Genomic DNA, 25,215 nt, shown 5'->3' on the forward strand with positions numbered 1-25,215 from the left:
GATCAGTGACCCATTCCCAGTCCGCCGTCAACGGGGATGACGGCTCCAGTGATGTACGAGGCGTCGTCGGAGGCGAGGAACCGCACCGTCGCGGCGACCTCCTCGGGCTGGGCGTACCGGCCGAGCGGGACCTGCTTCACGATGTTCTCGCGCTGCTCGTCGGTGAGTGCCTGCGTCATGTCCGTGTCGACGAAGCCGGGTGCGACGACGTTGAAGGTGAGGTTGCGCGAGCCCAGCTCACGGGCGAGGGAGCGCGCGAAGCCGACCAGCGCGGCCTTGGAGGCGGCGTAGTTGGCCTGGCCGGGGCCGCCGTAGAGGCCGACGACCGAGGAGATCAGGACGACGCGGCCCTTCTTGGCGCGCAGCATGCCGCGGTTGGCGCGCTTGACGACGCGGAAGGTGCCGGTGAGGTTGGTGTCGATGACCGAGGTGAAGTCCTCCTCGGACATGCGCATCAGGAGCTGGTCCTTGGTGATGCCGGCGTTGGCGATCAGGACCTCGACCGGGCCGTGCTCGGCCTCGATCTCCTTGTAGGCCTGCTCCACCTGCTCGGAGTCGGTGATGTCGCACTTGACCGCGAGGCAGCCCAATTCCGTCAGGGCGGCCGGCGGCTCACCCGAGCGGTACGTGATGGCGACCTTGTCGCCGGCGTCGGCGAAAGCGCGGGCGATGGCGAGGCCGATGCCCCGGTTGCCTCCGGTGACGAGAACCGAGCGGCTCAACGGATCACCCTTTCCATAGGGGTCTGACACACCCGCCCGAACACCCTGGATGACAGGCGGCTTCTCCGAAAACCTATCGGGCCGTCCCGTCCTGAGGACATTCGGGCACCGACAGTGGCTCACGGGGCTCGCTGTCGGGTCTCTACAGAAAGATGGCGGCGGCGGTCACAAACGTGTGGTCCGGGCACCGGTGGCCGCGACATGATCGGGGGCAACCGCCGCTGACCCCCTCCCGACAGGAAGAGACCCAGGTGCCTCATACCATCGACGAAGCCTTCACAGCGCTTCCCCTACGCGCCCTCGCCGACGCCGCGCTGGCACGCGCGCGTGCGCTCGGGGCCGAGCACGCGGACTTCCGGTTCGAGCGGGTGCGCAGCGCGTCCTGGCGGCTCCGGGACGCCAAGCCCGCCGGGTCCTCGGACACCACCGACCTCGGGTACGCGGTGCGGGTCGTGCACGGCGGCACGTGGGGCTTCGCGTCGGGCGTGGACCTGACGCTGGACGCCGCCGCCAAGGTCGCCTCGCAGGCCGTGGCCATGGCGAAGCTGTCCGCGCAGGTGATCCGGGCCGCCGGTTCCGACGAGCGCGTGGAGCTCGCCGACGAGCCCGTGCACGCCGACCGTACGTGGATCTCGTCGTACGAGATCGATCCGTTCTCGGTGCCCGACGAGGAGAAGGCGGCGCTGCTCGCGGACTGGAGCGCGCGGCTGCTGGGGGCGAGCGGGGTCAACCACGTCGACGCCTCGCTGCTCACCGTGCACGAGAACAAGTTCTACGCCGACACCGCGGGCACGGTCACCACGCAGCAGCGCGTTCGGCTGCACCCTTCCCTGACGGCCGTGTCGGTCGACGAGTCCAGCGGCGAGTTCGACTCCATGCGGACCATCGCGCCGCCGGTCGGACGGGGCTGGGAGTACCTGACCGGCACCGGCTGGGACTGGGAGAGCGAGCTCGAGCAGATCCCGGAGCTGCTCGCCGAGAAGATGCGCGCGCCGAGCGTCGAGGCGGGCCTGTACGACCTCGTGGTCGACCCGTCCAACCTGTGGCTGACCATCCACGAGTCCATCGGCCACGCCACCGAGCTGGACCGCGCGCTCGGCTACGAGGCGGCCTACGCCGGCACCTCCTTCGCCACCTTCGACCAGCTCGGCAAGCTGAAGTACGGCTCCGAGCTGATGAACGTCACCGGTGACCGCACCGCCGAGCACGGCCTCGCGACCATCGGCTACGACGACGAGGGCGTCGCGGGCCAGTCCTGGGACCTGGTGAAGGACGGCACGCTCGTCGGCTACCAGCTGGACCGGCGGATCGCGAAGCTGACCGGCTTCGAGCGGTCCAACGGGTGCGCCTACGCCGACTCCCCCGGGCACGTCCCCGTGCAGCGCATGGCCAACGTGTCGCTCCAGCCGGACCCGGCCGGGATGTCCACGGAGGACCTCATCGGGAGCGTGGACCGCGGGATCTACGTCGTCGGCGACCGGTCCTGGTCGATCGACATGCAGCGCTACAACTTCCAGTTCACCGGCCAGCGGTTCTTCAGGATCGAGAACGGGCGGATCACCGGGCAGCTGCGGGACGTCGCCTACCAGGCGACCACCACCGACTTCTGGGGCTCCATGGCCGCGGTGGGCGGCCCGCAGACCTACGTCCTCGGCGGTGCCTTCAACTGCGGCAAGGCCCAGCCGGGCCAGGTCGCGGCCGTCTCGCACGGCTGCCCGTCGGCCCTCTTCAAGGGCGTCAACATCCTCAACACCACGCAGGAGGCCGGTCGATGAGCGCCCGCACCAACAAGCCGCACGAGATCGTCGAGCAGGCGCTCGCGCTGTCGCGGGCGGACGGCTGTGTCGTGATCGCCGACGAGCAGTCGACCGCCAACCTCCGCTGGGCGGGCAACGCCCTCACCACGAACGGCGTCACACGCGGGCGCACGCTCACCGTCGTCGCGACCGTCGACGGCAAGGAGGGCACCGCTTCCGGAGTCGTGTCGAGGTCGGCGGTGACCGCGGACGAGCTGGAGCCGCTGGTACGGGCCGCGGAGGCCGCCGCCCGCGGCGCAGGGCCCGCCGAGGACGCCCAGCCGCTGGTCACCGGCGTACCGGAGTCCCCGGACTTCACGGACGCGCCCGCCGAGACCTCCTCGGCGGTCTTCGCCGACTTCGCGCCCGCGCTCGGCGAGTCCTTCGCACGCGCGCGTGCGGGCGGCCGCGAACTGTACGGCTTCGCCAACCACGAGCTGGTGTCGACGTACCTGGGCACCTCCACGGGGCTGCGGCTGCGCCACGACCAGCCCAACGGCACGCTGGAGCTCAACGCCAAGTCGTCGGACCGTACCCGCTCGGCCTGGGCCGGACGCTCCACGCGGGACTTCAAGGACGTCGACCCGGCGGCGCTGGACGCGGAGCTCGCCGTACGCCTCGGATGGGCCGAGCGGCGCGTCCAGCTGCCCGCCGGGCGGTACGAGACGCTGCTGCCGCCGACCGCCGTCGCCGATCTGCTGATCTACCAGCAGTGGTCGGCGTCCGGGCGGGACGCGGTGGAGGGGCGCACGGTGTTCTCCAAGCCGGGCGGCGGCACCAGGGTCGGCGAGCAGCTGACCGAGCTGCCGCTGACCCTGCGCAGCGACCCGAACGAGCCCGGCCTGGAGTGCGCGCCCTTCGTGGTCGCGCACTCCTCCGGCGGCGACCAGTCGGTGTTCGACAACGGTCTGCCGGTCGCGGCCACCGACTGGGTCCGCGAGGGCGAGCTGGCGCATCTGCTGACCACCCGGCACAGCGCGGGCCTGACCGGACTGCCCGTCGCCCCCGGGGCCGGCAACCTCGTCCTCGACGGCGGCTCGGACCTCTCCCTGGAGGAGATGGTCGCGAACACCACGCGCGGGCTGCTGCTGACCTGCCTGTGGTACATCCGCGAGGTCGACCCGGCCACGCTGCTGCTGACCGGGCTGACCCGGGACGGCGTGTACCTCGTCGAGAACGGCGAGGTGACCGGCGAGGTCAACAACTTCCGGTTCAACGAGTCGCCGGTCGGCCTGCTGGGACGGGCGACGGAGGCGGGGCGGACCGAGAAGACGCTGCCGAGGGAGTGGAGCGACTACTTCACCAGGGCCGCGATGCCGGCGCTGCGGGTGCCGGATTTCAATATGAGTTCTGTCAGTCAGGGCGTATAACCTCGTAGCGGCAGTCACTCGACCGCCCGAGGAACCATCTAGGAGATACGAGAACCGTGACGGACATCGTCGACGAGCTGAAGTGGCGGGGGCTGTGGGCCCTGTCCACTGACGAGGACGCTTTGCGCAAGGCGCTCGCGGACGGTCCCGTCACGTTCTATTGCGGTTTCGATCCGACCGCGGCCTCCCTCCACGTCGGACACCTGGTCCAGGTCCTCACGATGCGCCGGCTCCAGCAGGCCGGTCTGCGCCCGCTGGCCCTGGTGGGCGGGGCCACCGGCCAGATCGGCGACCCGCGCCCCACGGCGGAGCGCACGCTGAACGACCCGGAGACCGTCGCGGCCTGGGTGACCCGGCTGCGCGCCCAGATCGAGCCGTTCCTGTCCTTCGAGGGCGAGAACGCCGCGACGATGGTCAACAACCTGGACTGGACGGCCGGCCTGTCGGCCATCGAGTTCCTGCGGGACATCGGCAAGCACTTCCGCGTCAACAAGATGCTGACCAAGGACTCGGTCGCGCGCCGGCTGGAGTCCCAGGAGGGCATCAGCTACACGGAGTTCAGCTACCAGCTGCTCCAGGGCATGGACTTCCTGGAGCTGTACCGACGCTACGGCTGCACCCTCCAGCAGGGCGGCAGCGACCAGTGGGGCAACCTCACGGCGGGCCTGGACCTGATCCACCGCCTGGAGCCCGACGCCTCGGTGCACTGTCTGGCGACACCGCTGATGGTCAAGGCGGACGGCACCAAGTTCGGCAAGACCGAGGGCGGCGCCGTGTGGCTCGACCCGGAGATGACGACGCCGTACGCGTTCTACCAGTTCTGGCTGAACGTCGACGACCGGGACATCTCGACGTACATGCGCATCCTGTCCTTCAAGTCCCGCGAGGAACTCGAAGAGCTGGAGAAGCAGACCGAGGAGCGTCCGCAGGCCCGTGCCGCACAGCGGGCGCTGGCGGAGGAGCTGACGACGCTGGTGCACGGCGCGGACCAGACGGCCGCGGTGATCGCCGCGAGCCGCGCCCTCTTCGGGCAGGGTGAACTGGCGGAGCTGGACGCCAAGACCCTGGCCGCGGCCCTTTCCGAGCTGCCGAGCATCAAGATCGACAGCTTGACGCAGGTCGTCGACATGCTGGCTGAGACCGGACTGGTCGCCAGCAAGTCGGCCGCACGCAGGACGGTCAAAGAGGGTGGCGCTTACGTGAACAACGTGAAGATCACCGCCGAAGACGCTGTTCCCGCTGCGCAAAGCCTGCTGCACGGTCGCTGGCTCGTGCTGCGCCGGGGCAAGAAGAACCTCGCTGCTGTCGAGGTCTCCGGAGCCTGAACGGAGAAGGGGCGCGGGGTTCTCCGCGCCCCTTGCGTCAGGTCCGGTGTTTCCTCTTGCCCAGCGTCGCCATGTACAGCATGTCGCCGAACGCGACGATGACGATCGCGGCGATCAGCTGGAAGATGTGGCGGCTCCAGTCGATACCGGGGGTCTCGTCCACGCCGAACCCACGTGCCATGGCGTTGCCGGCGATGGCGCCCAGCATGCCGAAGATGGTGGTCAGCCAGAGCGGACTGTGCTGCTTGCCGGGGATGATCGCCTTCGCGATCAGGCCCAGCACGAATCCCACGATGATCGCCCACAACCAGCCCATGGCTGCCTCCTCGTACGGCTCGACGTGAGCATTACGGCCAGTGTCGGCCCGTTCGCCCTACGCCGCATGCCGGGCACGGCCGTACGTGCCGGGGGTGACGCCGTCCGCGCCGGCGGGGGTGCCCCGGTCTCGTAGGCGGCGCAGGTGCGGCGTACCGTGGAAGGTGTCCGGGCCCGGTACCTCCACCGGGTACGGAGCGACACGGGGCGGCGGGAGTCCGATGCGGGCGGATGGTGGAATGTGATGCGGAAGCAGCATGGCGGCGGCAGCGCCCAGGTGTTCCGGATCACCGGCGCCCGGACCAGCCTCCAGGAGGACGTGCGCGGACGTCAGCGCCGGTACGTCATCTCGATGACCGTCCGTACGATTTCCGTGGTGCTCGCGGCCACGCTCTGGAACGTCGAACGGCACGTCGCGATCGTGGCGCTGGTGCTCGGGGCGGTGCTGCCCTATATCGCCGTCGTCATCGCCAACGCGGGGCGGGAGAACGCGCCCTCGCTGCCGTCGACGTTCGTGACCGCTCCGACCCGGCCGATGATCATGCCGCCGCGTGCGGACGGGGACTTCGCGGAACGCTCGGCGGAAGACGGTGCGGGTGAGCCGGCGGCGGGTGTACGCGGTGAACCGCACGAACGGACATGACAAGTCCGCTCCGCACCAAGCTCAAGAAAAGCTCAGATCAATCATGTTGTTCCAGTGCCGGGCGACGGGTTACCCGTGACATACTTCCTACGCGCTCCGCATCCCCCGTCGGAGCGACGGACCGACGCCGGGCAGCTCCCCCCGTGGCTGCTCGGCGTCGCCTTTTCCACCCCGCTTGTGAGACGAAATCCGTGAGTGACGAGACCCCGATCTGCTCCGCCAAGGGCTGCCGTGTCGACGCCGTCTGGGTGCTCGCATGGAACAACCCGAAGATCCATACGCCGGAGCGGCGCAAGACGTGGCTCGCGTGCGAGGAGCACCGGGAGCATTTGTCGCAGTTCCTCGGGGTTCGGGGCTTTCTGAAGGATGTCGTGAAGTTCGAGGACTGGCAGGCGCCCGAAGAGGCCTAGCCTCCGATCGCGGACATCGGGCGGTCCGGCTGGACGAACGACGGGTCGTCCAGGCCCGCTCCCGCCTTCTTGCCCCACATCGCCTCGCGCCAGATGCGGGCTATCTCCTCGTCCGGGGCGTCGGAGCGCAGGGCCGCTCGCAGGTCGGTCTCCTCGCGGGCGAACAGGCAGGTGCGGACCTGGCCGTCGGCCGTCAGGCGGGTGCGGTCGCAGGCCGCGCAGAACGGGCGGGTCACCGAGGCGATGACGCCGACCACATGGGGGCCGCCGTCGACGATCCAGCGCTCCGCGGGGGCCGATCCGCGCTTCTCCGCGCCCTCCTCGGTGAGGTCGAAGCGGGTCCGCAGGGAGGTCAGGATGTCGCCTGCGGTGATCATGCCGTCGCGCTTCCAGCCGTGCTGGGCGTCCAGTGGCATCTGCTCGATGAACCGCAGTTCGTAGTCGTGTTCCACGGCCCAGGCGAGCAGGTCCGGGGCCTCGTCGTCGTTCAGCCCCGGCATCAGGACGGAGTTGACCTTGACCGGGGTCAGGCCCGCCTCGCGGGCGGCGTCCAGGCCCTCCAGGACGTCCTTGTGGCGGTCCCTGCGGGTGAGGGTCTTGAAGACGTCCGGGCGCAGGGTGTCCAGGGAGACGTTGACCCGGTCCAGGCCCGCCGCCTTCAGGGCCTTCGCGGTGCGCTTGAGGCCGATGCCGTTGGTGGTCAGGGACATCTGGGGGCGCGGCTCCAGGGCCGCGACGCGCTCGACGATGCCGACCAGACCGGGGCGGAGCAGGGGCTCGCCGCCGGTGAAGCGGACCTCCTCGATGCCGAGGGAGGTGACGGCGATGTCGATCAGGCGGACGATCTCGTCGTCGGTGAGCAGATCCGGCTTGGCCAGCCATTGCAGGCCCTCTTCGGGCATGCAGTACGTGCACCGCAGATTGCAGCGGTCGGTCAGCGAGACCCGCAGGTCGGTGGCCTGCCGGCCATAGGTGTCGATGAGCACGTGGGCCCCCTCCCTCGTCGCGGATCAGTGCGGAACTCATCTTTTCCGTCACTTGCGAGCCTACGTGACGTCACTGACAACGACAGTGCCCGATCCCACGACGTACGAAGCGGCCGTGTCGTAGAGATCTACGACACGGCCGCTCAGGTGCGTTGGTCTGGTGCGCCGCTCAGGGGCGGGTCAGTGGGCGCCGGTGCCGGTCAGGGACCGGACCTCCAGCTCCGCGTACTTGCCCTTGTCCGGCTCCTCCTTGGACAGGTAGGTGCCGATGATGCCGAGCAGGAAGCCGACCGGGATCGAGATGAGGCCCGGGTTCTCCAGCGGGAACCAGTGGAAGTCGACGTCCGGGAACATCGAGGTGGGCTTGCCGGAGACGACCGGGGAGAACAGCACCAGGCCGACCGCCGTGACGAGACCGCCGTAGATCGACCACAGGGCCCCGGAGGTGGTGAACCGCTTCCAGAAGAGGCTGTAGATGATCGTCGGCAGGTTTGCCGAGGCGGCGACCGCGAAGGCGAGCGCGACGAGTCCGGCGACGTTCAGGTCGCGGGCGAGGGCGCCCAGCAGGATGGAGACCGCGCCGATGCCGACGGTGGCCCAGCGGGCCGCGCTCATCTCCTGCTTCTCGGTGGCCTGACCGCGCTTGATGACGTTCGCGTAGATGTCGTGCGCGAACGACGAGGACGAGGCCAGGGTGAGGCCGGCGACGACCGCGAGGATGGTGGCGAAGGCGACCGCCGAGATGGTGGCGAGCAGGATCGCGCCCCAGTTGGAGTCGACTCCGCCCAGATGCAGTGCCAGGAGTGGCGCCGCCGTGTTGCCCGCCTTGTTGGAGGCGATGATCTCGTCCGGCTTGATGAGCGCCGCGGCGCCGAAGCCGAGGGCGAGGGTCATCAGGTAGAAGGCGCCGATGAGGCCGATGGCCCAGATGACCGACTTACGGGCGGCCTTGGCGGTCGGCACCGTGTAGAAGCGGATCAGGATGTGCGGCAGTCCCGCGGTGCCGAGGACCAGGGCGATGCCCAGGGAGATGAAGTCCAGCTTGGTGGTGCCGGTGGCGCCGTACTTCAGGCCCGGCTCCAGGAAGGCCGCGCCCTTGCCGCTGTTGTCGGCGGCGGAGCCGAGCAGGTCGGAGACGTTGAAGTCGAACTTCAGCAGCACCAGGAAGGTCAGCAGCAGGGCGCCCGCGATCAGCAGGACGGCCTTGACCATCTGGACCCAGGTGGTGCCCTTCATGCCGCCGATGGTGACGTACACGATCATCAGGACGCCGACCAGGGCGACGATGCCGATCTTGCCGCCGTCGCTGGTGATGCCGAGCAGCAGCGAGACCAGGACGCCCGCGCCCGCCATCTGGGCCAGCAGGTAGAAGATCGAGACGACGATGGTCGAGGTGCCGGCCGCGGTGCGGACCGGGCGCTGGCGCATCCGGTACGCGAGGACGTCACCCATCGTGTAGCGGCCGGAGTTGCGCAGCGGTTCCGCGACCAGGAGCAGCGCGACGAGCCAGGCGACCAGGAAGCCGATGGAGTACAGGAAGCCGTCGTAGCCGAAGAGGGCGATGGCGCCCGCGATGCCGAGGAAGGACGCGGCGGACATGTAGTCGCCGGAGACGGCGAGGCCGTTCTGGAAACCGGTGAACTGCCGTCCGCCCGCGTAGAAGTCGGAGGCGTCCTTGGTCTGGCGTCCGGCCCAGACCGTGATGACGAGGGTCGCGACGACGAAGACCGCGAACAGGCTGATGATCAGCGGCCGGTGCTCGCTGGCCTCGCCTGCGGCAAGGGTGATCGCGGGGCTCATTCTCCGCCCTCCATCCGGGACTTGATGGCCTCGGCCTTGGGGTCGAACTTGGCGGCGGCGACGCGCGAGTACCACCAGGCGATGAGGAACGTGGTCAGGAACTGGGCGAGACCGAGGACCAGGGCGACGTTGATGTTGCCGAAGAGCTTGGTGCCCATGAAGTCGCCCGCGTAGTTCGACAGCAGGACGTACAGCAGGTACCACGCGATGAAGCCGACGGTCAGCGGAAAGGCGAAGGAGCGGTAGGAGCGGCGCAGTTCACCGAACTCCGCGCTCTCCTGAACCTCGGTGAACTCCGCGGTGGTGGGGAGTTTATGGGTCTCTTTCGAGGGTGGCGGTGCGTCGGTGGACACGGGGTCTCCTCGCGTTGCGGGTGCGGTTGTGACGGGGATCGGGGGCGAGTGTCCTCGCGTTCCCTGTTCAAGGTCACGGCGCCGCGCTGGGACCGGTTCAACTCGCTTTGCTTCTTTCCGAACTCACCTTGGGGAAGTCATTGCTGGCCAGCGACTTCGGGAGATAGCTTCGGGCTGCACCACCCGTCATGTACCTGCCCGAGCGCCACCTGTGTCTCGGGCCGGTTTCGTTTCCGGATGATGTGGAGACCCCATGTCCCAGCCGCGTTCCAGACGTTCGAGACACCGCCTCGCGCTCGCCGTTCCGGTCGTGCTGTCCCTCACGGCCTCGCTCGGCTTCCTGCCCGCGGCGGCCTCGGCCGCGCCCTTCGGGGAGACCGCGGTTCAGGCCGCGGACGCGACGAACCTGTCGTACGTCGTCAACACCAAGGTGGACCACCGCACGATCGCGGCGGTGAAGAAGGCGATACCGGTGGCCGGCGGCACCGTCGTGATCGCCTACGAGAAGATCGGCGTGATCGTCGCCCACTCCTCCGCCCCGGACTTCGCGCAGAAGATCCGCAAGGTGCGCGGGGTGCAGTCGGCCGGTGCCACCCGCACCTCGGCCCTGACCCCGGCGGGCACGACGGACGAGGGCGCGGTCCAGGTGCTGTCGGACGCGCAGGCCGCGAAGGTCGCGAAGGCCTCCGCCGCCGCCCCGGACAGTGAGCCTCTCGAGGCCGACCAGTGGGACCTGCGCGCGATAGGCGCCGACCAGGCGGCCAAGATCAACCCGGGCAGCCGCAAGGTGACCGTCGCCGTGATCGACACCGGTGTCGACGACACCCACCCCGACATCGCGCCGAACTTCTCCGCCTCCCAGTCCGCCAACTGCGACGGCGGTGTCCCGAACACCACTCCGGGCGCCTGGCGGCCGTACACCGCGGACGACTACCACGGCACCCACGTGGCCGGTGAGATCGCCGCCGCGCGCAACGGCATCGGCGTGGCCGGGGTCGCGCCCGGCGTGAAGGTCTCGGCCATCAACGTGACCGACCCGAGCGACGGACTCTTCTACCCGGAGAGCGTCGTGTGCGCGTTCGTGTTCGCGGCCGACCACGGCGTCGAGATCACGAACAACAGCTACTACGTTGATCCATGGATGTACAACTGCATGGACGATCCAGATCAGCGGGCCATCGTCGATGCGGTCAACAGGGCGCAGTTGTACGCCCAGAAGAAGGGCACGCTCAGCCTGGCCTCGGCCGGCAACTCCAACCACGACCTGGACTCCGACGCGATCGTCGACACCACGAGCCCGGACGACTCCACGCCGGTGGAGCGGACCGTCGACCCGCACGAGTGCTTCGACGTGCCGACGCAGCTCCCGGGCGTCGTCACGGTGAGCGCGACGGGCGTCAAGAACCTCAAGTCGTACTACTCCTCGTACGGCAAGGGCGTCATCGACGTGGCGGCGCCGGGCGGCGACCGGCTCTACCAGATCCCGGACACGCCGTCGCAGAACGGCCGCATCCTGTCGACCCTGCCCAACGGGGCGTACGGCTTCCTGCAGGGCACCTCGATGGCCTCGCCGCACGCCGCGGGCGTGGCCGCGCTGCTGAAGTCGACGCATCCCAAGGCGAGCCCGGCCCAGCTCCAAGCGCTCCTCAAGGTGCAGGCGAACGCCACGAGCTGCCCGGCCTCCTACGACCAGGACGGCAACGGCACGCAGGACGCGGTGTGCGAGGGCGGCACCCGGGTCAACGGCTTCTACGGCTTCGGCATCGTCAACGCGCTGCGCGCGGTCAAGTGACCCGCCGAACCGGACCCACGGCGCCACCCGCACGGACCGCTTGTCCCGAGAACGAACTGGAGAGACTTTCATCATGACAGGGCCCCACCCGCGCCATCGGCGCGCGCTCGCGCTCCCGCTCGGCATGGCCATCGCGACGGCCATGGCGTTCCTCCCGGGAGCCACGGCGTCCGCGGCCGGTCTGCCCGGCACCGCGACCGGCGTGCCCGGCGCCTCGGCCGGTGCCGTCGGCGCCGCCGACGACATCCTCGCCGCCGCCGACGCGGACGGGACGGCGCTCAGCTATGTCGTCAACGTCCGCGCCGGACACGGTCCTTCCGCCCAGGTGAAGAAGGCCATCGCCAAGGCCGGCGGCACGATCGTGACGTCGTACGACCAGATCGGCGTGATCGTCGTCCACTCGTCGAACCCCGACTTCGCGAAGACGATCCGCAAGGTCCGCGGGGTCGAGTCGGCGGGCAACACCCGCAACGCGCCGCTGCCCGCGCAGTCGACGACCGACGAGGGCACGCCGAAGGCGCTCAGCTCGGCGCAGATGGCCGCCGCGCGGGCCGCCGCCGACGCCGGCCAGGACCCGCTGGAGTCCTTGCAGTGGGACCTGCCCGCCATCAAGGCGGACAAGGCGCACGAGAAGTCGCTCGGCAGCAGCAAGGTGACGGTCGCCGTCATCGACACCGGCGTGGACGACACCCACCCGGACCTCGCGCCGAACTTCGACCGGGCCGCGTCGGTCAACTGCGTGACGGGCAAGCCGGACACGACCGACGGGGCGTGGCGGCCGAGCGCGGCGGAGAGCCCGCACGGCACGCACGTGGCCGGTGAGATCGCGGCCGCCAAGAACGGCGTCGGCATGACCGGTGTCGCGCCGGGCGTGAAGGTGGCGGGCATCAAGGTGTCGACGACCGCCGGCTACTTCTACACGGAGGCCGTGGTGTGCGGCTTCATGTGGGCGGCCACCCACGGGGTCGACGTCACCAACAACAGCTATTACACCGACCCGTGGTACTTCAACTGCACCGACGACCCGGACCAGAAGGCGCTCGTGGACGCCGTCACCCGGGCCTCGCGGTACGCGGAGAAGCGGGGCGTGGTGAACGTGGCCGCGGCCGGCAACGAGAACTACGACCTCGCCGCCGACGAGATCACCGACCCGGTCTCGCCGAACGACGGCACGCCCTCGGACCGGGTGATCGACCCGTCGGAGTGCTTCGACATACCGACGCAGCTCCCGGGTGTCGTGACGGTCGCGGCGACCGGCGCGAAGGGCATCAAGTCGTCCTTCTCGAACTACGGTCTCGGGGTCATCGACGTGGCCGCGCCCGGCGGTGACTCGACGGCCTACCAGACGCCCGCGCCCCCCGCGACCAGCGGTCTGATCCTGGGCACGCTGCCCGGCGGCAAGTGGGGCTACATGGCCGGTACGTCGATGGCGTCGCCGCACGTCGCGGCCGTGGCCGCCCTGATCAAGTCGACGCACCCGTACGCCCCGCCGGCCCTGGTGAAGGCGCTGCTGTACGCGGAGGCCGACGCCACGGCGTGCACGGACCCGTACGACATCAACGGCGACGGCAAGGTCGACGCGGTGTGCGAGGGGTCGAAGAACCGCAACGGCTTCTACGGCTGGGGCACGGTGGACGCGCTGGACGCGGTGACGAAGTAGAAGTACGGACCGATCAAGGTCGGTCCATATATTGATTCCGTCAATACTGCATAGTGCAGTCATGACTGGAATCAAGTTTGTGGTGCGGGAGGGCGCTCTTCCGGGGCGCCTTCCCGTCCAGGAGTTGGCGCGGGCCTGTGTGGGCGCGTGCGCGCTGGCCGCCGCCGAACTGGGGGCGCGGCGGGCCGGTCTCGCCGAGGCGCCGGCCGTGCGGGTGGACGACGGGGCGGTCGCCGCCGCCTTCCTGAGCGAGCGTCATCTGTTGATCAACAGTCGCGCCCCGGTCAACTTCGCCCCGCTGTCCCGGTTCTGGCGGACGGCGGACGGGTGGGTGCGGACCCACGCCAACTATCCGCATCACCGGGCGCGACTCCTGGACGCGCTGGGAGTGCCGGACGACGCGGCGGCCGTGGAAGCGGCACTCGCCGAGCGGACCGCTCTGGACGTCGAGGAAGCCGTGTACGCGGTCGGCGGTCTCGCCGTCGCCCTGCGTTCCCCGCGGGAGTGGGCCGCGCATCCGCAGGCGGTCGAGGTGGCGAAGCGGCCCCTGGTCGAGCGGGGGCGGCTGGACGCGGCACGCGCGCGTGCGTTCACGCCGGTCGACACCTCTCCCCTGCTGCCGGCCGCCGGTCTGCGGGTCCTGGACCTGACGCGGGTCCTCGCGGGTCCGGTCGCCACCCGCACGCTCGCCCTGCTCGGCGCGGACGTGCTGCGCGTGGACGCGCCGCACCTTCCCGAACTGCCCGACCAGCACGCCGACACGGGCTTCGGCAAGCGGTCGGCGACCCTCGACCTGGCCACCGACCGACGGACCTTCGAGGAGCTGCTCGGGGCGGCGGACGTGGTCGTCACCGGGTACCGGCCGGGCGCCCTGGACCGGTTCGGACTCTCCCCCGAGGCGCTGGCGGAGCGGCGGCCCGGAGTGGTCGTGGCGCAGTTGTCGGCGTGGGGCACGTACGGGCCCTGGGCCGAGCGGCGGGGCTTCGACAGCCTCGTGCAGGCCGCCACGGGGATCGCCGTCCTGGAGGGTTCGGCACAACGCCCGGGTGCGCTGCCCGCCCAGGCCCTCGACCACGGGACCGGCTATCTGCTGGCGGCGGCCGTGCTGCGGGCGCTCAACGAGCAGGCGCGGGAGGGTGGAAGCCGGTTCGTGCGACTGGCCCTGGCGCGGACGGCTCTTTGGCTGATGGAGGGGGTGGGTGGTGAGGTCGGGTCGCCGGTGCCGAGCCAGGCGGTGACGGGCGAACGGGCGACGGGCGAGGCGGTGACGGGCGACGCCGAGGGCGCACCCTACGGCGGCCCCGAGCCCTGGCTCTCGGAGACGGACAGCGCGCTGGGGCGGCTGCGGTACGCGCGGTCGCCGGTGTCCTTCGAGGCCGGACCGGGGGGCTGGGACCGGCCGCCGGTGCCGTGGGGCACGGATGCGGCGCGCTGGGGCTGAGCCCGCCCGAGCGGACGGCGGCACCGGGAACCTACCGGTGCACGGAATGCCGTACTCCCACTTGTTTCCTTTCGGTTGCCCGTTCTGTCCGTTCTGGTCAGGATCGTCAGGTGACCCTGACCAGACCCACCGCCGAGACGGCTGACGCGAGCGGGCCCGCGCGGCGCCCCGGCGTCGGCCGCGCGGCCGCCGTCCTCGTGCTGGCGACCCTGGCCGTGGCGATACCCCTGTTGGGCCCGTCCGCCGCGCTGCGCGAAACCGGGGAGGCCGCCGCGCCCGGTACCGGCGGCGTGGCCCTCCTGCGAGCGGTGCTGTTCGGGGCGCTGTGCGTGCCGCTGGGCGAGTTGCTCGTGCGCCGGCTCGCCCGCTCGGTACCGGGCGCTCCCCCGAACGGCCCGCGTTCCTGGGCCTCTTACGCGGCCGCCGCCGGTGCCGTCGCCGCGCTGGGCCTCGCCGCGGTCGTCGCGACCGGCAACCGCGTGCCGCACAGCCTCTCCCAGATCGACGTCGGCGGCCTGTACGCCTCGCGCGACGGCAAGCTGGCCCTGCTGGAGGTCAACGCGTTCCTGGTGGCCGGGCTGTGCGCCCGCTCGGCACGGCCTGCCGTCCAGGTGTGGCCCCTGGGCGCCGTGGTCGTGGCGGAGGCCCTGCGCGCGCATCCCCCGGCCGAGCACACCGCACTGGTGGGCTCCGGGCTGACGCTGGTTCACCTGATCTGCGCCGCGCTGTGGGCGGGCGGACTGCTGCATGTGCTGCGGACACTGCGCCGCTGGGGCCCTGTGGAGCAGGGCGTGGCGCTGTTCGGGCGCTACGCGCGCGTGGCGGCCGTTCTGCTCGCCGGCGTGACCGCGACCGGGGTGTGGAGCTCGCTGCGCCGGATGCCGTCCGGCACGGTCCTGACGCAGCTGACCGACACCGCCTACGGGCGCACCCTGCTCGCCAAGGTGCTCCTCGTCGCGGTCGTCGCCGCGCTCGCGCTGTGCGCCCGGCTGCGGCTGCGCCGCGCCCCCGACCCACTGGCGGCCTGCGTCCCCGCGCGCGGGGAGGTCGCCGCGCTGGGCCTGGTGGTCGTGGTGTCGGGGCTGTTGACGGCGCTGCCGCTGCCGATCAGGTGGTGAGCGGCGGCTGGTCGAACGGTGCCGAGCGTCGGCTGCTCGGCGCGGAACCGAGCAGCCGATGCGACACCGAGCAGCCGGTGACCGCTAGTTGGTGACGAGGACCTTCAGGGCGGTGCGCTCGTCCATGGCCTTGTAGCCGTCGGGGACGCCCTCCAGGTCGACAGTCATGTCGAAGACGGGCGAGGCGTCGACGGTGCCGTCCAGGACGTCGGGCAGCAGCTCGGGGATGTAGGCGCGGACCGGCGCCACACCGCCGCGCAGCGCGATGTTCCGGTCGAACATGACGCCGAGGTCGACGCCGGTGCCGCTGCCGTGGGGCACACCCACGAAGCCGATGGCGCCGCCGTCACGGGTGATGTTGACCGCCGTACGCATGGACTGTTCGGTGCCGACGGCCTCGACGACGGCGTGCGCGCCCTGGCCGCGGGTGAGTTCGCGTACGGCCTCGACGGCGGCGTCCCCGCGCTCGGCGACGACGTCGGTGGCGCCGAAGCGCCGCGCGATGTCGGTGCGGACCTGGTGGCGGCCGAGGGCGATGATCCGTTCCGCGCCGAGCCGCTTGGCGGCGAGCACCGCGCACAGGCCGACGGCTCCGTCGCCGACGACGGCGACCGTGGCGCCCGGGCGGGCTCCCGCGCCGAGGGCCGCGTGGTGACCGGTGCCCAGGACGTCGGACAGGGTCAGCAGGGAGGACAGCAGACGGCCGTCGGAGGCCGCCTCCTTGGGCAGCCGTACGAGGGTGCCGTCGGCGTAGGGGACGCGTACGGCCTCGCCCTGGCCGCCGTCGTAGCCGACGGAGCCCCAGAAGCCGCCGTGCTCGCAGGAGGTGGTCAGCCCCTCGCGGCAGTAGTCGCAGACGCCGTCGGACCACATGAAGGGCGCGACGACGAGGTCACCGCGCTTGACGGCGGCGACCTCGGAGCCGGTCTCCTCGACCACGCCGAGGAACTCGTGTCCGATCCGCTGTCCCGGCTGCCGGGCCGCCTCGCCGCGGTAGGCCCACAGGTCGCTGCCGCAGATGCAGGCGCGCAGCACCCGCAGCACGGCGTCGGTGGGCAGCTGCACCACCGGCTCGGGGACGTCCTCCACGCGCATGTCGTACGGGGCGTGGATGGTGGTGGCGCGCATGGCGAGGGTCCTTCTCGTGCGAGGGCGTGACGGCGCTCAGGGGGTGGTCGAGCGCACCTCACCGTACGTCGCCATCGGCCCTGGGCGCGCTTCAGGGGCTCGCAGGGTGCCACTGGCCAGCAGGAACTGGGCGGCGATGTAGGTGAGCATGATCCACAGATCGGGTCGGGGCAGCTGGGGCCAGTCGGCGACGCCGGTCGCGATGAGGGTGTCCGAGAGCAGGAAGAGCGCGCCGCCCGCTCCGGCGACGGGGCCGAGGCGGAGGGCGGCGGTGCAGGCCATGGCCACGAGCAGGGTGCTGTAGCCGGCGACGGGGACGCGGAGGTCGGCCGGCAGGTCCGGCCACAGCAGGGTGACCGTGGTGACGAGGGCCACGCCGTAGGCCGGGGCCAGGAGGGCCGCTCGCGCGCGTGGTGCGCCATGACGGACGAAGAGGGCGAGGTAGCAGGCGTGTCCCGCGGCGAAGGAGGCCATGCCCGCGAGGAAGGCCGGGTCCGCGTCCGACAGCAGCAGGACGTCACCGCCCCAGCCGCACAGGAGCGCCGCGACGAGGAGGCGCGGTGCGCCCCGGGTGGCCGCCCAGGCGGCGAGCAGCGGCATCAGGAGGGGCTTGGCGACGATGTAGCCGCCGTGGAAGCCGACGGCCAGGGCGGTGAGGTCGACGGTGGCGGCGAGGGCGAAGGCGGTCAGGAGGGCGAGATGGGCGCGGTGGGTGAGGTGAGTGCGGCGAGGACCGTAGCTGCTGATGGTGTTCGGGGTTCTCACGCGGGCACGGTTTCCTCGGCGGTCTCCGGTGCGGGCGCCGGCCCCCAGCCAGGCCCCCGGAAGACCCGGCCCGCCCGTTCGCGCCAACTCCGTGCCTTCTTGATGTCCTTGATGATGGCCACGTACTCATGGGTGGCCACCTTGATCGGGTTGAACGTGTTGATGTTCTTGGTCAACCCGTAGACAGGCCGTTCGGTCTCGGCGACGAACGAGCCGAAGAGCCGGTCCCACACGATGAGGATCCCGCCGAAGTTGCGGTCCAGATAGCCGCCCTGGGAGGCGTGGTGGACGCGGTGGTGGGACGGGGTGTTGAACACGAACTCGAACCAGCGGGGCATCTTGTCGATGCGTTCGGTGTGGATCCAGAACTGGTAGACGAGGTTCGCGGAGGAGCAGAAGGCGAGCGCGGCCGGGTGGACGCCCGCGGCGATCAGGGGGACGTAGAACGGCCAGACGGTCAGGCTCGTCCAGGGCTGGCGCAGCGCGGTGGTGAGGTTGAACTTCCGGCTGGAGTGGTGGACGACGTGGCAGGCCCACAGGATGCGGATGACGTGGTGGCCGCGGTGGGACCAGTAGTAGAAGAAGTCCTGCGCGAGCAGCATCAGGGGGACCGTCCACCACAGGACGGGGACGCGCAGCGGGGTGAGCTCGTGGATCGCCGTGTAGATCGCGACGATCGGGATCTTCCAGAGGAAGTCGAAGAAGAGGCTGCCGAGTCCCATGCCGACGCTGGTGGCGGCATCTCTCGTCTCGTAGCCCGCCGCGTCCTCGTCGGGATGGATGCGGACGCTGATCACCTCGACGACGGTGAGCAGCACGAAGGCGGGTATGGACCAGACCACGACATCGGGGAGGTTCGGCATGCGTGCACCGTAGAACCGCCGGTGGGGCACGGCTAGACGTTGTTACCCACAAGTATTGACGGGGGTACGCGCTTGCTTCTTGGTGATCTCCACCAGTCGGCTAGACCCCCGCCGCCCCCAACAGCACCCCCACCCCATAAGTGACCCCCATCGCCACCAACCCGCCCCCCACGTTCCGCACGACCGCCCGCCTCGGTGCCGCCGCCCCCAAGCGCGCGCTGCTCCAGCCGGTCAGTACCAGGGTGCCCACCACGGACACCACCGTCACCGGCACCCGCCAGTCCGACGGGGGCAGCACGATGGCCAGCAGGGGGAGGATCGCGCCTGCCGTGAAGGCCAGGAAGCTTGCCCAGGCCGCGTGCCAGGGGTTGGTCAGTTCGTCCGGGTCGATGCCGAGTTCCACGCGTGCGTGGGCGCGCAGTGCGTCGCGTTCCGTCAGTTGTTCCGCCGCCTCACGGGCGACCTCGCGCGACAGGCCACGCTCCTCCAGGAGCTGCGTCAACTCCTCCAGCTCCGCCTCCGGTTGTTCGCGCAGCTCCCGCTTCTCCTGGGCCAGCGCCGCCTTCTCGGAGTCCCGCTGGGTCGACACGGACACGTACTCCCCGGCCGCCATGGACATCGACCCGGCCAGCAGGCCCGCCAGACCCGCCGTCAACAACGCGGAGCGGTCGCTCGTCGCTCCGGCCACGCCGACCACCAGTCCCGCCGTCGAGACGATGCCGTCGTTCGCGCCGAGGACCGCCGCCCGCAGCCAGTTGAGGCGGGTGCCGAGCCCGCCGCCGTGGGCCTCGCCGTGCGCCGGTCCGCTCACACCCTCTTCGGTCATCCCCGGAGGATCGCACCCCGGTCCTCGACAGCCCGGTACCGACGCCGCCGTGAGGGACTGTCAGTCCCGGGCCGTATCCTCAGGGACCATGCTCGAAGACCAGACGACCGCAGCGTCCTCCCCCACAGCGTGGCCGGCCGCGTATCCGCAGGGATACGCGGTCGTCGACGTGGAGACCACCGGCCTGGCCCGCGACGACCGGATAATCTCCGCGGCCGTCTACCGGTTGGACGCCCGCGGAGAGGTCGAGGACCACTGGTACACGCTGGTCAACCCGGAGCGCGATCCCGGCCCGGTGTGGATCCACGGTCTGACGAGCGACACCCTCGAAGGCGCGCCCCTCTTCCAGGACATCGCCGACGAGTTCTCGGCCCGTCTCGACGGTCGCGTCCTCGTCGCGCACAACGCCGTCTTCGACTGGCAGATGATCGCCCGCGAGTACGCCCGCGCGGGGCGGGTGGCGCCGGTGAGCCAGCGGCTGTGCACCATCGTCCTGTCCAAGGAGCTCGGCCTGCCGCTGCCCAACCACAAACTCGAGTCGCTGGCCGCCCACTTCGGCGTCGTACAGCGGCGGGCGCACCACGCCCTCGACGACGCGCGCGTGCTCGCGGAGGCGTTCCGGCCGAGTCTGCGGGCCGCGGCCGCGCGCAGTGTGCGGCTGCCGCTGCACGAGTGCCGGCCGCTGACCGAGTGGACGGACCGGGCCGTGCCCCGGCAGTCGGCGGGCTACGGCGGCTACCGGCCGACCAGTTGGCGGCCCGCGCGCAAGCGGCCCGCGTGCCCCTACCCCAACCCGGGGCGGTACGAGGACGGCAGGCCGCTCAAGCAGGGCATGCGGATCGCGTTCTCCGGGGACACCTCGACCGAGCGCGACCTCCTGGAGGACCGGGCGATCGAGGCCGGGCTGCACGTCGCCACCAGCATCTCCCGGCTGACCAGTCTCCTCGTCACCAACGACCCGGACTCGGGCACGTCCAAGGTGGTCAAGGCCCGGCAGTTCGGCACACCGGTCGTCGACGAGGCGGCCTTCGGGCAGCTCCTCCGGGATGTCGAGCCGGCGTCAGAGGGGTGACCGGCGATGAAGGCGACCGTACGGCCGCTGCCGACGGACGGGTGATTGTCGTACGACTCGCCCGGCGCCGGCTCGCCCCCGCGGCGGCCACGGCTCACCCTGTGGCGCATGGCGACTTGCGAAGTTTGCGGCAATAACTACGGCATGACCTTCGAGGTGCACGCCCAGGGCGCGGTGCACGTCTTCGACTGCTTCTCCTGTGCGATCCACCGGATGGCACCGATCTGCGAGCACTGCCGGGTGCAGATCATCGGGCAGGGAGTCGAGGTCGAGGGCCACTGGTTCTGCGGTGCGCACTGCGCCCGCGCGGAGGGGAAGGTGGGCATCGTGGATCGGGTCTGACCCACCCCTGCCCAAGGCACCCCACGACCCGAGAGGTACCGTCGTGGGGTGTACCGCTTCCTGTTGTCCCGGCAGTGGGTGATCCTCACGCTGGTCGCCCTGCTCCTCATCCCCACGATGATCCGGCTGGGCATCTGGCAGATGCACCGCTACGAGGAGCGCAGCGCACGCAACCAGCTGGTGACCGACGCGCTGAACGCCAAGCCGGTGCCCGTGGAGGAGATGACCTCGCCGGGGCACACGGTCACCACGCACGACCGGTATCGCAAGGTCACCGCCAAGGGGCACTTCGACACCTCCGCCGAGGAGGTCGTCCGGCGCCGCACCAACTCCGACGACGAGGTCGGTTACCACGTGCTGACCCCGTTCGTCCTCGACGACGGCAAGGTGCTGCTCGTCAACCGGGGCTGGATCCCCTCCAACGGCCCGAGCCAGACCGCGTTCCCGAAGATCCCCGCGCCCCCCGCCGGCGAGATCACCGTCACCGGGCGGCTGATGCCCGACGAGACGACCGCGGCGAGCGGCATCAAGAACCTCAAGGGGCTGCCGGACCGGCAGATCATGCTGATCAACAGCGAGCAGGAGGCCCGGCGGCTCGGCAAGCAGGTTCTCGGCGGCTACATCGCGCAGATCTCGCCGGAGCCGAAGGGCGACACCCCCGAGCTGATCGGCGGCAACCCCGGCAGTGAGGACGCCGCGCTGAACTACGCCTACGCGATCCAGTGGTGGCTGTTCTCGGTCGGCGTGCCGATCGGCTGGGTCATCCTGGTCCGGCGCGAGCTGCGTGACCGCCGGGAGAAGGCGGAGCAGGACAGCGCCGCGGAGGCTGAGCCGGCCGCGGTGTAATGCGCCGAGGCGCACCCCACGTCCGCCAGGGCACTCGCGCACCGTCCGGGCGCTCGGCATCCTCCAGGGCACGCGCCCACCGTCAGAGCACTCGGCATCCACCAGGGCACTCGCCCACCGTCAGAGCCCTCGGCATCCACCAGGGCACTCGCCCACCATCAGAGCACTCGGCACCCACCACGGCCCTCGACATCCGCCAGAGCACTCGGCACCCCCAGGGCCCTCGGCAGGCATCCCCCGGGCCGCTCGACCGGCCGCCCTCAGACCCCCTTGCGGTCCCTCCAGTACAGGAACGTGCGCTCCGGGTCCGGCAGCAGCTCCCACGGGTGCCGGGTCATATGGCGGCCCAGCCGTCGGAACACCGGTGCCGCGTCGGTCGGCCGGTGGGTGCGGACCAGGGCGAAGGCGAGGAGGTTGAGGTCGGCGACGGCCTCGGCGTGCGGTACCGCGGCGGTGTGGAACCAGTCGGTCAGGGCCGCCTCGATCTCGGCGCCGGCTCCGGGTTCGTTCCAGTGGCCGTCCGCCCCGAACGGCAGCTGTCGCTGCCGGTGGGCGACCAGTTCGACGCGGGCCGCCACCGGGAGCAGGGCGAGCGGTGAGCCGTGCGGGGCGCGGGCGGCGCCCTGCCGGGCGAAGTCCGTCATGTCGACGACCGAGCCGTGTCCGCGCGGGGACAGATAGTCCAGCAGCCGGTGGTAGGCGCCCCGGTGCCACGGAGCCCGGGTGACGGCCTCGGTCCACACGGGCACGGCGTCCCTCGGCGGTACGGCGGCGCGGTACATCAGGTCGAGGAGGGCCAGCCAGGGGGTGGGGTCCTCGGGACACGCCTCGGCCGCCCGCAGACAGGCCCGCTCGGCGTCCCAGACGCCGGGCCACCCCTGGGCCGGGGAGTGCCGGCCGCTGCGGACACAGGCCCAGAGCACCGACGCGTCGCCGTCACCGGGCCGTTCGGCGATCCACCGCTCGCTCACCGCGGCCGGCAGCCCGCCCGCCAGTACCGACATCCGGTGCCACCGGCGATCCCAGTCCCTGCCCGTGTCCCGCAGCAGCTCGGCGACCGGTTGCCAGAGCGGGCGGCTGGACCCCGCGCCGAGGCCGTGCGACTGGAGGGTGGGGCGCAGCTCGGTCAGTGTCGCGTGCAGCGCGTCGTCGTCGAGGGCGGGGCGGACCACAAGGGTGTGGCGGCGTCTGAGCATGTCGGTCCCGGGGTGAGTGTCGAGGGATCACGGGGCGGGCAGTACGCCCGCCCCGTGATCCGCAGCGGAAGCAGTGACGCCTCAACAGCACCGCCCCTGCGGACGGGCCTCCCGATGCCGGGTGCGGAGCACCTCGTACTCCCGCCGGGTCGGCACCGGAGCGAGGGGATGGTGGCGCAGATGCCGCTCGCGGTAGCGGTCGTACTCCGCCTCCCCCGTCAGCTCCCGCAGGTACCACCGGACACCCCGAGCCCAGCGCCGGGCGGTCGCGGTCACGAGCGCACTCCCACCAGCTCCTCACCGGTCTGCCCGGGGACACCGATCCGCGACTCGACGTACGGCGCCTCGGTCGTCGGCAACGCCCCCGCCGCCCGGACCGCCCGCACGCACACCACCCCCGCGTTGACGATCACCACCGCCACCAGCACCAGGAACACCGCGATCAGCACCCCGTCGACCGTGGAGTTGGTCACGACCGTGTGCATGTCGTCCAGGGACTTGGCCGGTGCGAGGACCTGGCCCGCGTCGATGCCGTCCGCGTACTTGGTGCGCTGGGCGAAGAACCCGACCCGGGGGTCGTCGGAGAAGATCTTCTGCCAGCCCGCGGTGAAGGTGATCGCGACCACCCAGGCCAGCGGCACCCCGGTCACCCAGGCCCAGCGCAGCCTGCCGGACTTGACGAGGACCGTCGTGCACACGGCCAGCGCGATCGCGGCGAGCAGCTGGTTCGCGATGCCGAAGAGCGGGAAGAGCTGGTTGATCCCGCCGAGCGGGTCGGTGGCGCCGGTGTAGAGGAAGTAGCCCCAGGCCGCGACGACCAGTCCGCTGCACAGCCAGATGCCGGGCTTCCAGTTGACCCGGCCGACCGGCTTCCACACGTTGCCGAGCATGTCCTGGAGCATGAAGCGGCCGACCCGGGTGCCCGCGTCCACCGTGGTCAGGATGAACAGCGCCTCGAACATGATCGCGAAGTGGTACCAGAAGGCCTTCATGGCCGTACCGCCGAACACCCCGGAGAAGATCTCCGACATGCCGACCGCGAGGGTCGGGGCGCCGCCGGAGCGGGCGATCAGGGTCTGTTCCTCGACCGCCTTGGCGGCCTGGGTCAGCTGGTCGGGGGTGATGGTGAAGCCGAGGCCGGCCACCGCGTGGGACGCCGACTCCGCCGTGGCGCCGAGCAGTCCCGCCGGTGCGTTCATCGCGTAGTACAGGCCCGGCTCCAGGGTCGCCGCCGCGATCAGCGCCATGATCGCGACGAAGGACTCCATCAGCATGGCGCCGTAGCCGATCATGCGGACCTGCGACTCCTTCTGGATCAGCTTCGGTGTCGTACCGGAGGAGACCAGGGCGTGGAAGCCGGAGAGCGCGCCGCAGGCGATGGTGATGAACAGGAAGGGGAAGAGCGACCCGGCGAACACCGGCCCGGCGCCCGAGCGGGCGAAGTCGCTCACCGCGTCCGCGCGCAGCACCGGGGCGGCGACCACGACGCCCACCGCGAGCAGGGCGATGGTGCCGATCTTCATGAAGGTGGAGAGGTAGTCGCGCGGGGCCAGGAGCATCCAGACCGGGAGGACGGACGCCACGAAGCCGTAGCCGACCAGGCAGAAGACCAGGGTCGTGGGGCTGAGGGTGAAGGTCGAGGCCAGTGAGGAGTTCTGGACCCAGCTGCCGCCGACGATCGCGAGGAGGAGCAGCGCGACCCCGATGAAGCTGGTCTCCACGACCCGGCCGGGGCGGATGCGGTGCAGCCAGAAGCCCATGAACAGGGCGATGGGGATGGTCATGGCGACGGAGAAGGTGCCCCACGGGGAGTGGGCGAGGGCGTTGACCACGACCAGGGCCAGCACGCCCAGCAGGATGATCATGATGGCGAACACGGCGATCAGGGCCGCCGCGCCGCCCGCCCTGCCGATCTCGTCCCGGGCCATCTGCCCGAGGGACTTGCCGTCCCTGCGCATGGACAGGAAGAGGACCACCATGTCCTGGACCGCGCCCGCGAAGATCACTCCGGCGACGATCCACAGGGTGCCGGGCAGGTAGCCCATCTGGGCCGCGAGGACCGGGCCGACCAGCGGTCCGGCCCCCGCGATCGCCGCGAAGTGGTGGCCGAGCAGGACCCGCTTGTCGGTGGGGTGGAAGTCGACGCCGTCCTCCAGGCGTTCGGCCGGGGTGGCGCGGCGGTCGTCCGGCTTCAGGACGCGGCGGGCGATGAAGCGGGAGTAGAAGCGGTAGGCGATCGCATACGAGCCGAGCGCGGCGACGACCAGCCAGACCGCGGAGATCTTCTCGCCCCTGGCCAGCGCGAGCACGCCCCAGGCGACCGCGCCGAGCAGCGCCACGACGGCCCACAGGAGGATCGAGCGGGGTGACATTCGTGATTTTTCAGGCGCCTCGAGGGCAGGCTGAAGGACGGTTTCGGGCATGGCGGCTCCTCACCAAGAGCGGT

At 70.9% G+C, this 25,215-nt stretch carries 24 protein-coding genes; 12 read left to right on the forward strand and 12 right to left on the reverse strand.

Going from position 1 to position 25,215, the window contains the following annotated elements; genetic code table 11:
• Positions 1-2: 2 nt before the first annotated feature.
• Positions 3-722: a 3-oxoacyl-[acyl-carrier-protein] reductase gene (gene fabG, locus AC2XR2_RS09620; protein ID WP_381303319.1), complete on the reverse strand. Its 720-nt coding sequence runs from the start codon at positions 720-722 to the stop codon at positions 3-5.
• A gap of 251 nt (positions 723-973) precedes the next feature.
• On the opposite strand from fabG, the gene AC2XR2_RS09625 reads away from it, so the two are divergent.
• The 3 genes from AC2XR2_RS09625 to tyrS are packed head-to-tail and all read left to right on the forward strand — an operon-like array spanning position 974 to position 5,213.
• On the forward strand, positions 974-2,497 hold the full coding sequence (locus AC2XR2_RS09625; protein WP_123759845.1) for a TldD/PmbA family protein: 1,524 nt from the start codon (positions 974-976) through the stop codon (positions 2,495-2,497).
• Positions 2,494-3,888: a metallopeptidase TldD-related protein gene (locus AC2XR2_RS09630; protein ID WP_491514799.1), complete on the forward strand. Its 1,395-nt coding sequence runs from the start codon at positions 2,494-2,496 to the stop codon at positions 3,886-3,888. The genes AC2XR2_RS09625 and AC2XR2_RS09630 overlap by 4 nt, the downstream gene beginning before the upstream one ends.
• A gap of 56 nt (positions 3,889-3,944) precedes the next feature.
• Positions 3,945-5,213 carry a tyrosine--tRNA ligase gene (gene tyrS / locus AC2XR2_RS09635; protein ID WP_491514800.1) on the forward strand — a complete coding sequence of 423 codons (1,269 nt, stop codon included), beginning with the start codon at positions 3,945-3,947 and terminating at the stop codon, positions 5,211-5,213.
• A gap of 37 nt (positions 5,214-5,250) precedes the next feature.
• Here tyrS and AC2XR2_RS09640 read toward each other — a convergent pair whose 3' ends face one another.
• Entirely contained in the window at positions 5,251-5,529 is a 279-nt protein-coding gene (locus tag AC2XR2_RS09640; protein WP_381303331.1) for a GlsB/YeaQ/YmgE family stress response membrane protein, read from the reverse strand.
• 243 nt (positions 5,530-5,772) lie between these two features.
• On the opposite strand from AC2XR2_RS09640, the gene AC2XR2_RS09645 reads away from it, so the two are divergent.
• Positions 5,773-6,171 (forward strand): DUF3099 domain-containing protein, encoded by a 399-nt coding sequence (locus AC2XR2_RS09645; protein ID WP_381303332.1) that lies wholly within the window; start codon positions 5,773-5,775, stop codon positions 6,169-6,171.
• 191 nt (positions 6,172-6,362) lie between these two features.
• Positions 6,363-6,581, forward strand: a complete 219-nt coding sequence (locus tag AC2XR2_RS09650; protein WP_330267838.1) for a hypothetical protein — start codon at positions 6,363-6,365, stop codon at positions 6,579-6,581.
• On the opposite strand, the gene moaA is transcribed toward AC2XR2_RS09650, so the two are convergent.
• From moaA to AC2XR2_RS09665, 3 genes are all read right to left on the reverse strand, one after another.
• On the reverse strand, positions 6,578-7,567 hold the full coding sequence (gene moaA, locus AC2XR2_RS09655; RefSeq protein WP_449349471.1) for a GTP 3',8-cyclase MoaA: 990 nt from the start codon (positions 7,565-7,567) through the stop codon (positions 6,578-6,580). The genes AC2XR2_RS09650 and moaA overlap by 4 nt on opposite strands.
• Positions 7,568-7,747: 180 nt before the next feature.
• Positions 7,748-9,367: a monocarboxylic acid transporter gene (locus tag AC2XR2_RS09660; protein WP_053851422.1), complete on the reverse strand. Its 1,620-nt coding sequence runs from the start codon at positions 9,365-9,367 to the stop codon at positions 7,748-7,750.
• Positions 9,364-9,720: a DUF485 domain-containing protein gene (locus tag AC2XR2_RS09665; protein ID WP_381303337.1), complete on the reverse strand. Its 357-nt coding sequence runs from the start codon at positions 9,718-9,720 to the stop codon at positions 9,364-9,366. The genes AC2XR2_RS09660 and AC2XR2_RS09665 overlap by 4 nt, the downstream gene beginning before the upstream one ends.
• Before the next feature lie 253 nt (positions 9,721-9,973).
• On the opposite strand from AC2XR2_RS09665, the gene AC2XR2_RS09670 reads away from it, so the two are divergent.
• The 4 genes from AC2XR2_RS09670 (at position 9,974) to AC2XR2_RS09685 (ending at position 15,731) form a co-directional block, all read left to right on the forward strand.
• Complete coding sequence (locus tag AC2XR2_RS09670; RefSeq protein WP_491514801.1) at positions 9,974-11,512, forward strand: S8 family serine peptidase; 1,539 nt, start codon at positions 9,974-9,976, stop codon at positions 11,510-11,512.
• A gap of 73 nt (positions 11,513-11,585) precedes the next feature.
• On the forward strand, positions 11,586-13,172 hold the full coding sequence (locus tag AC2XR2_RS09675; protein WP_381303341.1) for a S8 family peptidase: 1,587 nt from the start codon (positions 11,586-11,588) through the stop codon (positions 13,170-13,172).
• Between the two features lie 61 nt (positions 13,173-13,233).
• Positions 13,234-14,613 (forward strand): CoA transferase, encoded by a 1,380-nt coding sequence (locus AC2XR2_RS09680; protein ID WP_491514802.1) that lies wholly within the window; start codon positions 13,234-13,236, stop codon positions 14,611-14,613.
• Positions 14,614-14,723: 110 nt separating this feature from the next.
• Complete coding sequence (locus AC2XR2_RS09685; RefSeq protein WP_491514803.1) at positions 14,724-15,731, forward strand: CopD family protein; 1,008 nt, start codon at positions 14,724-14,726, stop codon at positions 15,729-15,731.
• Positions 15,732-15,815: 84 nt separating this feature from the next.
• On the opposite strand, the gene AC2XR2_RS09690 is transcribed toward AC2XR2_RS09685, so the two are convergent.
• The 4 genes from AC2XR2_RS09690 to AC2XR2_RS09705 all read right to left on the reverse strand — a co-directional run bounded on the left by AC2XR2_RS09690 (position 15,816) and on the right by AC2XR2_RS09705 (position 19,313).
• Positions 15,816-16,859 carry a zinc-dependent alcohol dehydrogenase family protein gene (locus tag AC2XR2_RS09690; protein WP_381303347.1) on the reverse strand — a complete coding sequence of 348 codons (1,044 nt, stop codon included), beginning with the start codon at positions 16,857-16,859 and terminating at the stop codon, positions 15,816-15,818.
• Between the two features lie 36 nt (positions 16,860-16,895).
• Positions 16,896-17,606 (reverse strand): lysoplasmalogenase, encoded by a 711-nt coding sequence (locus AC2XR2_RS09695; protein ID WP_491518425.1) that lies wholly within the window; start codon positions 17,604-17,606, stop codon positions 16,896-16,898.
• 14 nt (positions 17,607-17,620) lie between these two features.
• The gene (locus tag AC2XR2_RS09700) at positions 17,621-18,487 is read right to left on the reverse strand and encodes a sterol desaturase family protein (protein ID WP_381303349.1); all 867 of its coding nucleotides are present in this window, start codon (positions 18,485-18,487) and stop codon (positions 17,621-17,623) included.
• A gap of 100 nt (positions 18,488-18,587) precedes the next feature.
• The gene (locus tag AC2XR2_RS09705) at positions 18,588-19,313 is read right to left on the reverse strand and encodes a VIT1/CCC1 transporter family protein (protein WP_381303351.1); all 726 of its coding nucleotides are present in this window, start codon (positions 19,311-19,313) and stop codon (positions 18,588-18,590) included.
• Positions 19,314-19,401: 88 nt separating this feature from the next.
• Here AC2XR2_RS09705 and AC2XR2_RS09710 point away from each other — a divergent pair, with 88 nt between their 5' ends.
• From AC2XR2_RS09710 to AC2XR2_RS09720, 3 genes are all read left to right on the forward strand, one after another.
• Positions 19,402-20,385, forward strand: a complete 984-nt coding sequence (locus AC2XR2_RS09710; RefSeq protein ID WP_391192768.1) for a DEDDh family exonuclease — start codon at positions 19,402-19,404, stop codon at positions 20,383-20,385.
• 108 nt (positions 20,386-20,493) lie between these two features.
• A complete protein-coding gene (locus tag AC2XR2_RS09715; protein WP_079083468.1) occupies positions 20,494-20,727 on the forward strand; it encodes a hypothetical protein in 234 nt (77 codons plus the stop codon).
• Between the two features lie 48 nt (positions 20,728-20,775).
• Entirely contained in the window at positions 20,776-21,573 is a 798-nt protein-coding gene (locus tag AC2XR2_RS09720; protein WP_381303355.1) for an SURF1 family cytochrome oxidase biogenesis protein, read from the forward strand.
• A gap of 260 nt (positions 21,574-21,833) precedes the next feature.
• Here the strand turns inward: AC2XR2_RS09720 and AC2XR2_RS09725 are convergent, their stop codons facing one another.
• The 3 genes from AC2XR2_RS09725 to AC2XR2_RS09735 all read right to left on the reverse strand — a co-directional run bounded on the left by AC2XR2_RS09725 (position 21,834) and on the right by AC2XR2_RS09735 (position 25,141).
• Positions 21,834-22,769 (reverse strand): hypothetical protein, encoded by a 936-nt coding sequence (locus AC2XR2_RS09725; protein ID WP_491514804.1) that lies wholly within the window; start codon positions 22,767-22,769, stop codon positions 21,834-21,836.
• An 81-nt stretch (positions 22,770-22,850) separates the two neighbouring features.
• Entirely contained in the window at positions 22,851-23,045 is a 195-nt protein-coding gene (locus tag AC2XR2_RS09730) for a YbdD/YjiX family protein (protein WP_330267824.1), read from the reverse strand.
• On the reverse strand, positions 23,042-25,141 hold the full coding sequence (locus tag AC2XR2_RS09735) for a carbon starvation CstA family protein (protein WP_449349465.1): 2,100 nt from the start codon (positions 25,139-25,141) through the stop codon (positions 23,042-23,044). The genes AC2XR2_RS09730 and AC2XR2_RS09735 overlap by 4 nt, the downstream gene beginning before the upstream one ends.
• Between the last annotated feature and the right edge of the window lie 74 nt (positions 25,142-25,215).

The organism is Streptomyces sp. LS-MS-L19 (genome assembly GCF_058382285.1).